Genomic DNA, 15,728 nt, shown 5'->3' on the forward strand with positions numbered 1-15,728 from the left:
ATTATCACCTCCCAAGTGATTAGAGCAAGCAGAATAATGAAAACACTCTGCCGGATACTTTTTATTTTTTCCCATATATAAATTTTACCCTAGGTTAAAAAAATAAAGAAGGTTACCTTTTCCTCATGCCAAATTCACTGACAAAAGCGGAGCTTGAAATGGTATCTCCAATTCCAACGGTGCTCTTGGGGGATGCTACAATCTTTGTTGGCACAAAAGCAAGTTGTCTGTCTACCATATCAATAAGACCGTTCTCAAATTCTGTAAACTCCTTTTCAAGTTCTTCTTCAAGCACTATCGCCCTTTCATTTGTTGGGACACTCAGGGCATCTCTAATCTGCTCTATTCTTTCAAGGTTCCCTTTCATGGCCTTAGCGGCTGCAGCTAGGGATGCAAAGAGCAGAGCATCTCTCACCTCCTCTCCTCTGTATTGAGTTAGGGCTAGGTAGTAGCCGTAGGTGTGGAAGTGAATTCTCTCAATTCCTGTCTCGTCCATTAAGACATTCATTGCATCTATGACCGAGAAGATATGTCCCTCCAGAACTTCTTTTGCCAGTTCTTCGTCTCCTATTATCTCCATTATTGAGGCAAGTTCTACCTCATTAAGGCCAACGCTTGTGAACTTAGGTAAAAGTTCTATAAGTGCCTCTCTAACCCTTCTGTTTGCAGTATATGCAAATTCAAAGTGGCTCTTCACGTTGTAGCGGTTGAGGATGTTTAGATGGCTTTCAACTTTATCCAGAACATCTCTGTATGTTGTCCCATCCGGATAGTATTCCTTTAGGACTTGTAATCCGCTTATTATTGCCAGCTCAACATTTTTGGTAATTATCTCCAAGCCTTCTCTGAATTCCCTTCTCATATAGACCCTCGCATTGTAATCATCGGCATTGGCTATGAATCTGTTTTCTCTTGGTGCTTGAACATCGAAAACCTGAAAACCTCTGGGAAATTCGTATATGTAGTGGATTAGCTCTTCTTCCTCTGCAACGGCCTCTTTTGGATGAACAAGCTTTAACTCATTTCCTTCAAAGACGGGGACATAAATAGGGCCATCTACAAACAACTCCGCCTGAAGCTTTGGATTCTGAGGAACGTGAACAATCGTCGGAATCCTATACACTCCCCCAAGAAGGTTCGCCATTATCCCTGCTTGCCCCCCTATTCTCAGCTCATCCCATCCCCATTCCCTCAAATACTTCCTTACTTCTTCGCTCTCTACAAACCACTCCATGGCCTTGCCAAGTTTTATACTCCTCAATATTCCACCAAGAAGCTCTTCAATGGAGGAGATCTTTTCAGGTGGATTTTCAATAATTTCAAAAACCTTGTCTTTTCCTATTTCGGTTATCCTCTTTTCCAAATCGTCCTTGTCTAAGTATTTTATGGCATCAATGTTGGTGTTATATGCCAGAAGAACACCCTTAACGTTTGGGATAGCGTTTAGAGCATTCTCAAAGGCCTCAACATATAGCCTTTTCCATAATCTTATCCTATCTTTGAGGCTCTCCTTCATAGCTTATCACCTCCAGTGTTGGTATGCATTCAAAATTAATAAAGGTTAGCCAAAGATAAACTTCAAAAACTTCCGGCATAAACTACGGATGATGATAATCAAAGGTATTGGGTTGGATTCTTCATCAAAAATTGCCTTTCAAAGTCATGCTCACACCGATCATTTTGTTAGTGGGGAGTTTATAGTATCCACAAAACCCACGAAGTTCCTCAGCCATCTCAAAAAAGGTGGATTCTACAAGACCTACCGGTTTGGAGAGAGTTTTTACATAGGTGATTATAAAGCAAAGCTCTATCCAGCAGGCCACATGCTGGGCTCTGCTCAAATCTACATCAAGTTCGATGAGTTTTCGCTCCTCTACACAGGGGATGTAAAGTGGTTCAAGCTTAGGACAGCAGAAAAGAGCAAATTCAGAAAGGCTGATGTCTTGGTTATTGAGGCCACTTATGGCATCCCAATGTATAATTTTCCAACTCCAAGAGAGGCAGAGAAAAAGCTCATTGCCTTTGTAGAGGAAGCATTGGACAGAAAAAAGGTTCCGACGCTCTACGCAAATCAAATGGGGAAGGCTCAGGAACTGCTTAAAATTCTGGACGTTCATGGCTATTCTGCGAGGGTCTCGAGTGATGTGAGAAAGGTTGCCAGAGTTTATGAAAAATTTGGAATTAGGTTTAGGAATATTTCAAATGACGGGGAGGTTGTTGTCAGGGGTTTTGGGAGTCAAAAGCCCATTAACGGCATCCATCCTTCTGAACTGTTTGTTTCTGGGTTTGGGAATCTAAAGCTCAGCAGTCATGCGGATTTCTGGGAGCTTATAAGGATAGTGGAGAGGGTTAAGCCCGAAAAAATTTACACACGATACGGCTATAATAGGGAATTTGCAAGGATTTTGAGAGGATTGGGATATGAAGCAAGGCCTGTAGAAGATGTTTTGCTTTCAGGAGAATTAATTTGAAAGAAGAAGAAATCAGAGTGATTCCAAGTATTCGGCATAAGCGTTAGCATCCATAAGCTCTTCCAATTCCTCTTCAAGATTGCTTGGCTTTATCTTAACAATCCAAGCTCCATACGGGTCTTCGTTGATTTTTTCTGGAGCGTCTTTAAGCTCTTCGTTAACTTCAATTACCTCGCCGCTAACTGGTGCGTAGACTTCGCTTACGGCTTTTACGCTTTCCACTTCGCAGAGTACATCCCCTTTTGCCACCTCCTTCCCAACCTCTGGAAGCTCTACATAAGCGAGGTCACCAAGTTCCTTTTGTGCATAGTCTGTTATTCCCACCAAAACCGTGCCATCTTCAAGCACTTGGACCCATTCGTGGTCCTTGGTGTAGTATAATCCCTCTTTAATCTTGTATTCTCCAACCTCAATCATAGCGATCACCATAGCCTTTTATGGCTAAAAAACATTTAAAGCTTTTCCTAATTGTAGCAGTTTCAGATTCCCATCCAAAAGATTTAAATACTCCAATGTCAAGATAAAGGGCGATGCTTATGAGGGGGGATCGAGTTCTCCATAACTTGGTATCCCTTTGCTAATCAACTCATTTATCCCCTTAGACGTAAATCCGAGTCTTTTTCCTCGGTGCAAACTCTTTTAAAAGACGTTTTTAACAACATCAGGGAGGTTGGAATATGGTAGATTTCAAGGCTATTGAAGAAAAATGGCAGCAGAAGTGGCTGGAAGAGAAGGTATTCGAGCCTCAGATAGACAAAGAGAAACCAAAGTTCTACATAACGGTTGCGTTCCCCTATTTGTCAGGCCACCTTCACGTGGGGCATGCAAGAACCTATACAATACCTGACGTTATTGCAAGGTTCAAGAGAATGCAGGGATACAACGTCTTGTTCCCAATGGCGTGGCATATAACCGGCTCTCCAATAGTCGGGATAGCGGAAAGGATAAAGCATAGAGACCCCCAGACAATCTACGTTTATAGGGACGTCTACAAAGTTCCAGAGGATATTCTATGGACATTTGAAGATCCAGTGAACATAGTTAAGTATTTCATGAAGGCTGCAAAGGAGACCTTCATAAGGGCTGGTTTCAGTGTTGATTGGAGCAGAGAGTTCCACACGACATCGCTCTTCCCACCTTTCAGCAAGTTCATTGAGTGGCAGTTCTTGAGATTAAAAGAAAAGGGGCTGATCGTCAAGGGAACCCATTATGTTAGGTGGGATCCTGTTGTTGGAACCCCCTTGGGAGACCATGACCTGATTGAGGGTGAAGACGTTCAAATACTGGACTACGTTTTGATAAAGTTCGTTCTTGAAGAGGAGGGTGAAGTTTACTACCTACCAGCGGCGACCCTAAGGCCCGAAACCGTTTATGGAGTAACCAACATGTGGTTAAATCCAGAGGCAACTTATGTGAAGGCTAAAGTAAAAAGCGGTGAAAAAGAGGAGAAGTGGATAATTAGCAAGGAAGCCGCTTACAAATTGAGCTTCCAAGATAAAGAGATTGAAGTTCTGGAAGAGTTTAAAGGAGAGAAACTAATTGGAAAGTGGGTCAGGAATCCAGTGACTGGAGATGAGATAATTATTCTGCCCGCTGACTTCGTTGATCCGGATAACGCTACCGGAGTAGTCATGAGCGTTCCGGCACATGCACCCTTTGACCATGCCGCCTTGGAAGATATAAAGAAGAATACCGAGATTCTGCTTAAGTATGATATCGACCCGAGGATTGTTGAGGGAATAAGCTATATCTCTCTGATTGAGCTCGAAGGTTACGGTGAGTTCCCAGCCGTCGAAGAAAGTAAAAAATTGGGTGTAAAGGACCAAAAAGATGTGGAGAAGCTTGAACAGGCCACGAAAAACATCTACAAGGCTGAATACCACAAGGGCATTTTCAAAATTGAGCCCTATAAAGGAAAACCCGTTAGTGAGGTAAAGGAACTGGTAGCTAGGGAGATGTTCGAGAAAGGAATAGCCGATAGGATGTATGAATTCTCGGACAAGAACGTCATCTCGAGGTTTGGAAACAGGGCGGTTATAAAAATTATCCACGATCAGTGGTTTATCGACTATGGAAACCCAGAATGGAAGGCAAAAGCAAGAGAGGCTTTGGCACAAATGAAAATCCTACCGGAATCAAGGAGGGCGCAGTTTGAGGCCATAATAGAGTGGTTGGATAAGAAGGCATGTGCAAGGAAGGTTGGCTTTGGAACTCCTTTGCCATGGGATCCGGAGTGGGTGATCGAGAGCCTGAGCGACTCAACAATCTACATGGCCTACTACACCATAAGCAGGGCCATAAATAAGTATGGCATTAAAGGCGAGCAATTGATCCCGGAGGTTTTCGACTACGTATTCCTTGAGAACTTCAGCGAGGAGAAAGAAAAGCAGCTAAGCGAAAAAACGGGCATTCCAAAGGAAGTTATAAGGGAAATGAAGGAGGAATTTGAGTACTGGTATCCGCTCGACTGGCGCTGTTCAGCCAAAGACCTCATCCCGAACCACCTGACGTTCTTTATCTTCAACCACGTTGCCATATTCAGAAAAGAGCACTGGCCGAAAGGAATAGCGGTCAACGGCTTTGGAACTCTCGAAGGACAGAAAATGAGCAAGAGCAAGGGGAACGTGCTCAACTTCATCGATGCCATTGAAGAGAACGGTGCAGATGTGGTTAGACTTTACATAATGAGCTTAGCGGAGCACGACAGCGACTTTGACTGGAGAAGAGCGGAAGTTGGAAAGCTAAGAAAGCAGGTGGAGAGATTCTATGAGCTTATAACTGAATTTGCAACTTATGAGGACAAAGACGTTGAGCTAATGGGCATTGATAAGTGGCTCCTTCACCGCTTAAACAAAGCCATAAAAGGTGCCACTGAGGCTTTGGAGGAATTCAGAACAAGAACCGCTGTCCAGTGGGCGTTTTACAGCATACTGAACGACCTAAGGTGGTACATGAGGAGAACCGAGGGAAGGGATGACGAGGCAAAGAGGGCAACCTTAAGGAGACTTGCGGATGTATGGGTTAGGCTAATGGCTCCGTTTACCCCCCATATAGCGGAAGAACTCTGGAAAAAGCTCGGCGGAGAGGGCTTTGTAAGCCTTGCCAAGTGGCCAGAGCCGGTTGAAGAATGGTGGAACGAAACAATAGAACTTGAAGAAGAGTACATCAAAGGACTAATCGATGATATAAAGGAAATTATCACCGTTGCAAAGCTTGAGGATGCAAAGAGAGCCTATATCTACACGGCTGAAGAGTGGAAATGGAAAGTGGCAGAAGTAGTTGCGGAGGAGAGGGATTTCAAGGCGGCGATGAGTGAAGTAATGAAAGACCCGGAGATGAGAAAGCGTGGCAAGGAAGTTTCGAAGCTTATTCAGAAGCTTGTCAGTGAGAGGGCTTTTGAACTCAAGCGCATCGATGAGGAGAAGGCTTTAAGGCAGGCGAAGGACTTCATAGAACGAGAAACGGGGCTGGAAATTATCATAAACCCAGCGGAAGACAAGGGCGGAAAGAAGAAGCAGGCAATGCCGATGAAGCCTGCAATATTTGTGGAGTGAGTTCTAGCTTTTTCTACCTCTTCTTCTCTTAGAATATCTTAAAAAGGAGAAAGGCACCTTAAAGACCGGGCTCAAAATTCGAAATCGGTTGCTTGGAGCCTTTTTATTGTATCTATGTAAAACGGAGCTGTTGCAAATACCGAGACGAGCTCTGGGATTGCTACCCCCTCTGGAATATTGTACGCAAAATGAATGAGCCACGCTAGTATCGTAACTGTTAGAGCTGGAATAGGCAAATAACTTCTAAAGTAGACCCCATAGGCAACAAGGAATACTGCAAGGGAGAGAAAGAACGCCACCGAGACTTTGAAGTGCAGCCCTCTGTAGATTTCATCAAAAACGGCCACCAGAATTAGGGTAAACCCTACTAGGAACCCTACAGCAGAGAAAGCTTTGCTGGTTTTGTATATGCACAGTGCTGAAACGTATATGATAAGAGCCCCTCCGAGACTCAAGCCAAAGTTAAATATCGGCGCAACTGAACTTCTCGTGGCATGTCCAAGATCGCTTAGGGCGTTGTTTGTGATGCTGAACCAATCCGAGAGAAGTATTGCTATTGCAATTGATATTAAGGGTATTGCTGTTGAGAGATACGCCAGATATAGGCAGGTAGCTTTGTTTATTGCTTTCATGGTTTTGAATATGCAATTACCCTAAAAAAGTTTTTTGGAGGAACTTAAAATTAAAGAGGGGATCAGAACTTCAAGACCCTTGCTAAAACAATCAGTGGATCCCAAACCGGGGCAAATGGCGGAGCGTAGGCTAAATCGGCAAAGAAGAGGTCTTTTGTTGTAAATCCTGCTTGTAAAGCTACTGCAAAAGCATCCACTCTTGGAAGTATCTCTGCTCCAACTGCCTGTAAGCCTAAGAGCCTTCCGTTCTCTTTGTCTGCTACAGCCTTGAGCCATATTTTCTTTCCGCCCGGATAATAGTGGGGTTTTGTTCCTGCCTCTATGAATGCCGTCTTAACATCATATCCTTCTTTTAGGGCTTCTGCTTCTGTTAACCCGGTTTTTCCGATTTCCAAATCCATGAATTTGGTTATGGCCGTTCCAAGAACTCCTAGAAAGGTTACGTCAACACCCGCTATGTTGCTTCCCGCTACGTAGCCCATTTTATTTCCCGGTGGAGCCAATGGCACCCATACTCTTCTGCCAGTGATCAAATGCTTTGTCTCGGCGACGTCTCCAGCAGCATAGACGTTTTCAATGCTCGTTTGCATTCTCTCGTTTGTCCATATGGCTCCAGTTTCTCCGATTCTAACCCCCAATTGGCGTGCAAGCTCTGTGTTTGGCTTGATTCCGGTGGCTATGATGACCAGATCGGCTTTGTATTCTCCTGCATCGGTGACTACCTTCTCTACCCTCTCATCCCCTTCAATCCTAAGGGTTACTTCCTCCAGACGGAGGTTTAGGTGTTCCCTGAGTTTTGCCTCTACTATGTCGGTGATCTCCTTGTCAAAGGTTTTTCTTAAGACCCTCTCACTTCTGCCGATTAGTGTTACATTCTTCCCCTGAACCACAAACGCTTCGGCCATCTCAAGTGCTATATAGCCGGTTCCAATCACCACAACGTTCCTTACATCGTTCTTTTCCATGTATTCTTTTATTGCAACCGCATCTGGAGGCAAATCTGCTGTAAAAACTCCCTTCAAATCTACGCCCTCTATTGGCGGTACTTGGGGGGAAGCGCCGTTTGCAAAAACCAGGTAATCCCACTCGTAGGCCCTCTCTCCATCTTCCTCCCTCACCCTAACTCTACCCTGCTCGACCTCTATTACCTCTGCATTCAAGTGCAGGTCTATGCCCCTCTTTTTGATGAAAAACTCGGGTGGATAGTGCATGAGCTTCTCCTTGGGTGAAATCCCTTCAACAACATAAGGCACTCCACAGGGAGCGTGGCTGACCCATTCAGTCGCTTCAAACACCTTGACGTCCCATTCGGGCTTCAGCTTCTTAACGCGTGAAGCGGTGCTCATTCCAGCGGCGCCACCACCTATGATAACGACCGTTTTTCTCTCCACAACCATCACCAAAAGTAGTTCAAAACCTTTGGTTAAAAATGTTGAGGATGAGGAAAGGGGAAGCCTCAGAGGGCCAGGGGAAGTTTCACCCACTCAAGAACGCTTCCGTAACTCTTCCTTATCTCAACGTGCTCAACAAGCTCTTTGAATTCTCCCCCAGCAAGTCCATCGCCGATTATTGCGCTTCCCTGAGCTGCTTCCTTGGCTTTTCCTTCCAGCCCTCTCTGCTTGACCACCGGAAGGTCAAAGCGCTCCTCAAAGAGGTCTTTAACGTCCTTTCTAAGCTCGTCTATGCGCATCAGCCTGCCGGAAAGGATTATCTCCTCAGCATCTCCTACAACTGCCAACTCGCTTGCAATCGCTTTTACAAAGCCGTCCTTCATGGCCTCCCAGGCCTTCTTGAAGGGCTCCTCGTCGAGCCTTCTGGCAAACTCCTCGGGCGGTAGTATTTTCTCGGCCGCTATTATGCTTGCTCCTCCCCAGAAGAGGTGCCACTTCTTGACCTCTTTCATAAGATAAGCAACCTCGCCGTCGAGGGCGCCGCTGTTCACATAAGCCGGCCCCGGGAAGATGGTCCCCCCAATTCCGTCCACTATTTTTCCGCCCTTCACGGCTCCGGCGTAGTTGTAGCCGAAGCCTACCTCAAGGAGAACGAATGAAACGTCAGAGTAATCAATGCCGAGCCTCTTTGCCTGATCGTAGATGCCGAGAACCGTTATAGCCATCTTATCCGCGGTTCCCATGTCGATCTTGTTGTACTTCCTCCACTCTGGAACCGTCGGGAGGTGTATAACGCCGGGAATGAACCAGACGTTCATGTTCTTTTCTGCCATCTCGCTTACCATCTTTTGCAATCCAATGAGAACCGGTATTTCCCTCATCTCCTCCTCTCTAACGAGCGTCATCTCGAAGCGATCTTTTTCAGTTAATTCGCTTATGTGCTTGAGCGGAACCCCGTAGCCGCTCGGTCCTATGATTATGTCCGCGTTGAACTCTTCTATCGCTTTGACGATTTTGCTTGGCTCTTCCGCAACTACTTCACTTGGAAAGCTGAGATCAAGTTTTATTTTTCCGTCTTCAAGGCCAATAATATCAAAACTCTTCGTGCCTGGATCGACACCTACAACCCTCATTTTATCACCGGAACAGAGAAAGGGGAATGAATTAAAAAATTATTCTTGCTAAGTGGGTTCAGGAGATGACACCAAAGTTGTCCTAACAGTGCGGCTTTTTCCCTTCAATGTAATATTTTCCTTTAACCCTAATAAGCCTGTAAATTTCCCCTTCCTTTACTTCAAATTCTGGTTTTTCGAGCTCAAAGGTCTCATAGCTGTTCATATCCATAAACTGGACTTCTCTTGGGGTTAAGCTAGTAGCCATTGCCTCTACTCTCTCGTGCTCTACCGTGTCTATTTCATCTCGCTTTACACTTTTCCAGTCTTTGTGTTCATTTTTGTGAGTGGAGAGGTTCCTTAAGAGCAGCCCTTTTCCATTCACATCCTCAACCCTGTATATGTTGCCTTTTTTGTCTTTAACTATGTCTCCTTTTCTAAACTTCGGGATTCTAACGCTAACACTCGTCCTGTAAACTTCCTTGCTCGTCATTCTGTCCTGCCCAATCAGCTGATAAGCCTCACTTATACTCCCTCCATATTTATCCCTTATCGCTTGGGCAAGCTTTCTTGCGGCACTTGTTGATCCCATGTAAAAGTCTATTCCTTCTTCTTTTTCTACGGTATCTTGGATGAAGCCCATTCTGTCGCGCTTCATTATTTCGTCAACTTTTTCCTCAACTAGTTTCGAGATTTCATCTTTCTCTTCTTTTGTTAAGACTCTATCTTCGGCTCTAACCTGCAAAATTGCCTCGAAATAACCTCCTAGGAATTTTTGACACCTTGGACACACTGTTTGCCTTACATAAACTGTTACCTCCTTCTTCTCATGGTGAGGCTCCCTTTGCATTTTGTGAACTCTCGCTTTAACTTCCACTTCATAGTTGATTATTGCCGGAAAGTACTCCGTGTGCCACTTAACTGGCTCAAAGCTCACATATGCAGTTCCCACGGGCACTTCTTCAATTTCCTCCAACTCCTCCTTTGGAATGATTTTTACCTCTTTAACTCTCTCATCAAGGATGAGGTTTTCAATGAGAGCATTATCGGCAACTTCAAAGATAAGCCCTTCAAGGTTGTAAGTTTTTGGATCAACCCATGTCCCTTTAACCTTATAGCTCCCACAGTTCTGGCAGAGTTCGGTATTTATTTCATCTTCTATGAGGAGCACGGGGTTTTCCTTTCTAAAGCATACCTGACAGAGGCCTCCTATTAGTGGTCCCCCTTCGTTCTCGCTAATCCCACACCTGTAGCAAAATCTCTCGCTCATTTTCTCACCACTACAAGCTGAGGTTTCATGATTAAAAACTTAACTTCCATTAGGAATTAAGCGGGAGAGGGAAGGCACTCTCAAGGCCAGCAGATTTCTTCTTGGGAGAAGAACGAAATTATAACAGCTTTGCCATCTGCGCATGAGGGACTCCTTGGATGTAAAGCACTCTCTTTTCATCTACATAGCCAAGCTCAATAGCCTTTTTTACACACCTCTCTCCGGTGAGGTTTGCTATTGTGGCCTCTTCCAGCAGGGACTCAAGCTCTTCAACCTCTCTGAGTTCACCTTTGTAGAATCTCTCTTTTACCTCTAATTTGAGCTCACCTTCCCTGAACGTTTTACCTAAAAGCTCCTCATCACATGCGGCAACAAGAACTTCCCCTTGAACACGATAGACCTTAACGTAGACTTTCATGTTATCACAAGATAGAGAGAGAAGAGAGAGTTTAAAAAGTTAATTCAAAAAGTATCAAACCACGAAAATTGAAAATCTCAGGAAGATTCAAGTTCTGCAATAGTTTTTTCTGGAAGTTCTAATGCTTCCATGAGGTACGAATAAGCCCGTCTCATATGAACGAAAGTCTGTATGTGTTCCTTTAATGGGTATCCAAGCTAGTTTAGGTGTTTTCCTTACTTACCCCAAGCTCTATGCTTTTGTTGTAGAGTTCACTAAATTTCTCCATTCCTTCATTGTATCTTAGGTAGTATGAAGTACTGGAGGGACCCTATGGATTTTTCCTCATTGGTTGAGGTCAATGGAACTGCCATAGAGACCAAAAATATAACCATGACTACTGCAACGTGCTTCCTCATTCTCTTACCCCTTAAGCTTTCTATTTGGTACTCCGGATGTTGGAAGTGACGCCACAGTTATCCTAACAGTATCTGTAGTGATGTCGTAAAATAGCTCATATTTAATCCATTATCTACCAAATACATTAGAAAAATTAAAAATGGCAAAAAAGAAGAATTCTAAGAGGATTCTAGTTTATTGATGGCCTCTTGTAGCAGTAATACTGCATCTCTTAGAGTAAGATATGCCTTTCTTAGAGGTGTTAGAAGTCTTGGGTCTCCAGTGTGTATTCCCGAGAGTATGTTTCCTCCAACTACTTCTTGAGCCTTTTTATAGTACTCCCCGGCAGTCTGGTTAAGGATAAGAGCCATTTGGAGACTCTTATTGTCAACTCCCAGCTCTAAGGCTTTGCTGTAGAGTTTTTCAAAGTTGGCCAACTCTTTTAGATAGTATCTGTAATACAAGTAATTCAGCATGGCTATTGACGCTCCAGTCTTACTCGTTATAGTGTAGGTAATGGACACATCTACTGGGGATGCAAATTTAACTGTTACAAACACGTATTTTGCCTTTTCTCCTTCTTCTACATAATATGACACTACATGGTCTCCGGTGACCACTACGTTTTCAGCCTCTTTTGGAATGACTACCATTACCATCGCGGTCTCATTTGTAGTACCATTTACCGTAATCGTTATTGTAGTCGTTGTGGTCTTTTGAGCCCCACTTGTGCTCGTACTTGTTGAAACCTTTCTTGAGACTAGGGTGGCATTTGCTTCTGGAGAGGATGCTACAATAGTTGCTTTGTGTTCTTTAATAAGCTCTTCAACTTTTGGAGGCTCTGAGACTGTTATTTGGAATGTTTTCGTCAGGGTGTTAAAGTTTTCTTTTATGATCATGATTGAGATTTCATCGACATTTAGTTTAGTTGGTTTAAATAAGAATGTTACAGTACCATTTTTGTCTGTTTTGTAACTTATATTTTCCATAAGTTCTATAATTACTGTAGCATTAGTTATTGGTTCTAAAGTTAGGGCGTGCTTCACTATGACTGTGTAGTTTTGGGCTTCTCCAAGCACGCCTGTTGTTGGGGTAAATCCAACTACCATCTCGGCCTTGTCAACTATGAGCGTTATTGGAACAACTGCCACAGGCACACCAGTGTTCTCGTAAACTTCGTTGTCCCTTATCTCTATTAAACCGGAGTATATACCCGCCGGGAGGTCGCTGTTGATTGATATATTAGCAGTTATGAGGGCGCTCTCGTTGCTTCCGAGGACAACAGCGTCCCTGTCGAGCTTTATGTTACCGTTGTCCACAACTATCTCAACCGATAGGTCAAAGGTTGTGGTTGTTGGATTTCCGTTTTCATCTTTAACATCATAGCCGTAAACGACTATTGAATAAGTTCCAGCTTCCGGATAGTTCACGACAATCTCTTCATACGCTGTGGGGCCCATATAGAGACCCGGATCAACGACCAAACTGCCGGTGCTGTCGTACAGGTATAGGTCAAGGTCGGCATCTGAAACACTCGGATTTCCAATCCTGATTTTTAACTGCCTGACTCCCTCTGGAACCTCAAGGGCCTTTATGAAGTACTCACCATCGGCAACGTTCTCAATGCTTGTACTGTAGGTTCCAAACCCAAAGGGCACGAGAGTGGCGTTGATTGGGGCGTAGATGTTGGTTATGTTAAAACTGACCGTGAAGTGGGTGTTGTTATCCAGGTAAGTCCTGTTTACATACCAGGTCGCTGGTGAAATATCAACACCATAGATCTTGGCAGTGTAGCTTGACTCGTACAGCGGTGCAAAGTTCCACCCGTTCCAAACGAGCTCCCAATTTCCGGGCATCGGATTGGCCACTGCCGCAGGGGAATCTGAGACTTGGAACACGTACATTCCATCTGGCCTATAGAGGCCGTAGTCCCATCTACTCGTTGTAGTGTAGAGAACATCGACGTTCTCGGGTATTATGAAGAAGTGGTGCCTTATCATTTTCGGACCGTTATAGTCTTCCCACCTAAGAGTATAGTTGTTTTCCAAAGCAAATTTTTCAGGGATAATAACAGTGTTCAAGATCTCATCGTCAATCACCGGCGTTGTAGGATCGTCGATGATTATCCTCCCAACGTGAAGGCCTGGCTCGAGACTATCGGTGTGGTATCCAACCTTAAGGACAAACTCAGTGTTGTTCTCAAGTGTTATGCTACCCTCCACGAAGGGCTTTATCCATTGATCCGTGGCGTAGATTTCAAACGTCCTATACTTGGTGTCTCCAACGTACTTGATATGCCACTCAACGGTCTCGGGTACTGAATTCCTCGCATAGAGACCCCTTATAACGTCGACACTGAGGTACTCAGCAAAGTCACTGTAAGACTTCTCAGCCCAGTGATCAACAATTGGGAGGGAAGTGCCGTTCATCTCCTTGAGAAGTTTCCAGGATTTGGTGACGTTAACGAGACCGTGTCCCTGATCAAGCTCCGTGTACTCCTGACCGGTGTAGGGATCACCCTCAAGCCAGGTGGCACCGCTTTCCAATGCCTTCTTTATTTTGTCAAAGTTGTAGTCAATGCCCTCCTTTTTTGCACCGCTGATGAGAAGTGCAACGACACCGCTAACATGGGGAGTTGCCATTGAAGTTCCCGACATGAAGTCCGCGGCCCCTGCCCACATTGGGATTGAGGAATATATTCCGTATCCCGGAGCCACTACGTTGGGCTTCATTTCTCCGTCAACCCTTGGTCCCCTGCTTGAGAAATATGCCATCCTTACGTTGGTGTACGCTGGGAAGTAATAATATCCATTACTCAAAATACTGAGTATTTGCGATACAAAAACTCCGACGTTGGTAGGTACTGCAGCAGCACCGACCGTTATTGCCTTGGTCGCAACTCCAGGGCTACCTATGATGTTAATACCTGGCCCCTCGTTTCCGGCGGCGATGACGAATATTACGCCATATTTCTCGGTGAGTTCATTAACGGCCACGCTCTCAGGATCTGAGCCGTCCAAGAAAGGATAGTTTCCACCGAGGCTCATACTAATAACATCCGCACCGTGGGTAGCGGCGTAGGTCATGCCGTTTATGATGTCCCACATCGAGCCACTACCAACACTTTTTAGAACTCTAACTGCCATTATCTGTGCACCGGGAGCCACGCCCTGGACAGTATCAGTTGTCAAGTTCCTACGATCCCAACCATACAGCCGCGAAAAGATATTCCATTCACCAGCATACATGCTGAGCCAGTCCCAAGCATCGTTATTGCTGTCATAGCCAGCAATCGTCCCAGCAACGTGAGTTCCGTGGCCGTGACCATCCCAGCCGAACGATGCGTATGTTCCATTGGGATCGATCTCAGCCAGCACGTAGTTGAGTGGACCATGGGCAGAATAACTGAAAACTGCGACATCGTAGGTCATGTTGTACTGCCTAAGTGGAACCTCATCTGTAAAGTCGTGGTCAAGATCAGTGTCGACGTAAGCTACATCGTAACCGTTTCCGCTGGAGTTTACCAGTAGAACGAGATAGAAGTCCTCCTGATCACCGTCAAAGTTGAGGTCAAAGTACCTCTCAGGAAGAAGACCAAAGTGGTAGATGCCGTTGGCAGACGTTATGTTTCCGATGGTGACGTTGTTAATGTAAATGGTTTCGGTAACGTATTCCATGAGCCCCGTTGACTCGTTGAGTTTAAGGCCCGAATAAATGGTGAACGTCTGGTTTATAATCAGAACATCACTTACCACGTTGCTAAACTGGTAGGAGGTATCCACGAACCCCTCGTCTGTAAAATCCTTCCACTCTATAATTTTCCTCTTTCCATCCGGGGTTATGTTCAAGAACGGGTGGTTGGGATCGACTCCAGTATCGAGAACAGCTACCAAAGTACCGTTTCCATCATACCCAATGTCCTGGATAAACTGAATTGCATTAATGACCCAAGTACTGTTATACATTTTGGGTTCATCCAAGACTCCTGGCGAAGAAGCAAGATCCTTCTCTATCACTGGAGGAAGGAGTTTCACCTCCTTGTTGAGCCAAGCTCTCTCAAGTGATGAGATGTGGTTGAGTTCCGTGACTTTTTCTGGCTTTATTCTGACAAGGAGCATGTTCAAAACCTTGTTCTCATCAAGAATCTTCGCCCCAAGCTTTTCAAGCTCTGCTTTTGCCTCTTCGAGTTTGCCATCTTCAACCTTGATTATGAGAACTATGGTGGGTTGTCCTTTCATAATGGCATTCAATGCAGCTTGTGAGACTTCTTTTGTGATTACTGCTTTAACTACCATGTTTCTTGTTTCAGTAGTATTCTTTGTTGCATTCTCTGAACTATACAACTTGGTATCTTCCGCTTCAGCTGATACAGACGCCGCTGGAACCACTGCAAGTAGCATCAAGAGTGTTACAAAAACACTCAGCGCCTTTTTATTCATTGTATACACCTCCGTACTAGGTTGGTCATCTAACTACTACTTTCTTCGTGAATATAAGCGTTT

11 protein-coding genes are annotated in these 15,728 nt (G+C 44.7%); 2 read left to right on the plus strand and 9 right to left on the minus strand.

Annotated elements, in window-relative coordinates:
- Positions 1-112: 112 nt before the first annotated feature.
- A complete protein-coding gene (locus tag ADU37_RS00940; protein ID WP_203226272.1) occupies positions 113-1,492 on the minus strand; it encodes an ADP-specific glucokinase in 1,380 nt (459 codons plus the stop codon).
- Positions 1,493-1,607: 115 nt separating this feature from the next.
- Here ADU37_RS00940 and ADU37_RS00945 point away from each other — a divergent pair, with 115 nt between their 5' ends.
- The gene (locus ADU37_RS00945) at positions 1,608-2,471 is read left to right on the plus strand and encodes an MBL fold metallo-hydrolase (RefSeq protein ID WP_058945872.1); all 864 of its coding nucleotides are present in this window, start codon (positions 1,608-1,610) and stop codon (positions 2,469-2,471) included.
- A 12-nt stretch (positions 2,472-2,483) separates the two neighbouring features.
- Here ADU37_RS00945 and gcvH read toward each other — a convergent pair whose 3' ends face one another.
- The gene (gene gcvH / locus ADU37_RS00950) at positions 2,484-2,888 is read right to left on the minus strand and encodes a glycine cleavage system protein GcvH (protein ID WP_058945873.1); all 405 of its coding nucleotides are present in this window, start codon (positions 2,886-2,888) and stop codon (positions 2,484-2,486) included.
- Positions 2,889-3,148: 260 nt separating this feature from the next.
- Here gcvH and leuS point away from each other — a divergent pair, with 260 nt between their 5' ends.
- Positions 3,149-6,025 (plus strand): leucine--tRNA ligase, encoded by a 2,877-nt coding sequence (leuS, locus tag ADU37_RS00955; protein ID WP_058945874.1) that lies wholly within the window; start codon positions 3,149-3,151, stop codon positions 6,023-6,025.
- Between the two features lie 71 nt (positions 6,026-6,096).
- On the opposite strand, the gene ADU37_RS00960 is transcribed toward leuS, so the two are convergent.
- The 7 genes from ADU37_RS00960 to ADU37_RS00985 form a co-directional block, all read right to left on the minus strand.
- The gene (locus tag ADU37_RS00960) at positions 6,097-6,657 is read right to left on the minus strand and encodes a DUF998 domain-containing protein (RefSeq protein WP_058945875.1); all 561 of its coding nucleotides are present in this window, start codon (positions 6,655-6,657) and stop codon (positions 6,097-6,099) included.
- A 62-nt stretch (positions 6,658-6,719) separates the two neighbouring features.
- Positions 6,720-8,048, minus strand: a complete 1,329-nt coding sequence (cdr, locus tag ADU37_RS00965) for a CoA-disulfide reductase (RefSeq protein WP_203226273.1) — start codon at positions 8,046-8,048, stop codon at positions 6,720-6,722.
- Positions 8,049-8,113: 65 nt separating this feature from the next.
- Positions 8,114-9,181, minus strand: a complete 1,068-nt coding sequence (locus ADU37_RS00970; RefSeq protein ID WP_058945876.1) for a DUF1464 family protein — start codon at positions 9,179-9,181, stop codon at positions 8,114-8,116.
- A gap of 82 nt (positions 9,182-9,263) precedes the next feature.
- The gene (locus tag ADU37_RS00975; protein WP_058945877.1) at positions 9,264-10,430 is read right to left on the minus strand and encodes a 60S ribosomal export protein NMD3; all 1,167 of its coding nucleotides are present in this window, start codon (positions 10,428-10,430) and stop codon (positions 9,264-9,266) included.
- A 118-nt stretch (positions 10,431-10,548) separates the two neighbouring features.
- Positions 10,549-10,848, minus strand: a complete 300-nt coding sequence (locus ADU37_RS00980; RefSeq protein ID WP_058945878.1) for a DUF424 domain-containing protein — start codon at positions 10,846-10,848, stop codon at positions 10,549-10,551.
- A 272-nt stretch (positions 10,849-11,120) separates the two neighbouring features.
- Positions 11,121-11,246: a hypothetical protein gene (locus ADU37_RS11735; protein ID WP_255357519.1), complete on the minus strand. Its 126-nt coding sequence runs from the start codon at positions 11,244-11,246 to the stop codon at positions 11,121-11,123.
- A 159-nt stretch (positions 11,247-11,405) separates the two neighbouring features.
- Complete coding sequence (locus ADU37_RS00985; RefSeq protein WP_058945879.1) at positions 11,406-15,665, minus strand: S8 family serine peptidase; 4,260 nt, start codon at positions 15,663-15,665, stop codon at positions 11,406-11,408.
- Positions 15,666-15,728: the final 63 nt, after the last annotated feature.

This window comes from Thermococcus sp. 2319x1, assembly GCF_001484685.1.
In the GTDB taxonomy this organism is placed as follows: Archaea; Methanobacteriota_B; Thermococci; order Thermococcales; family Thermococcaceae; genus Thermococcus_A.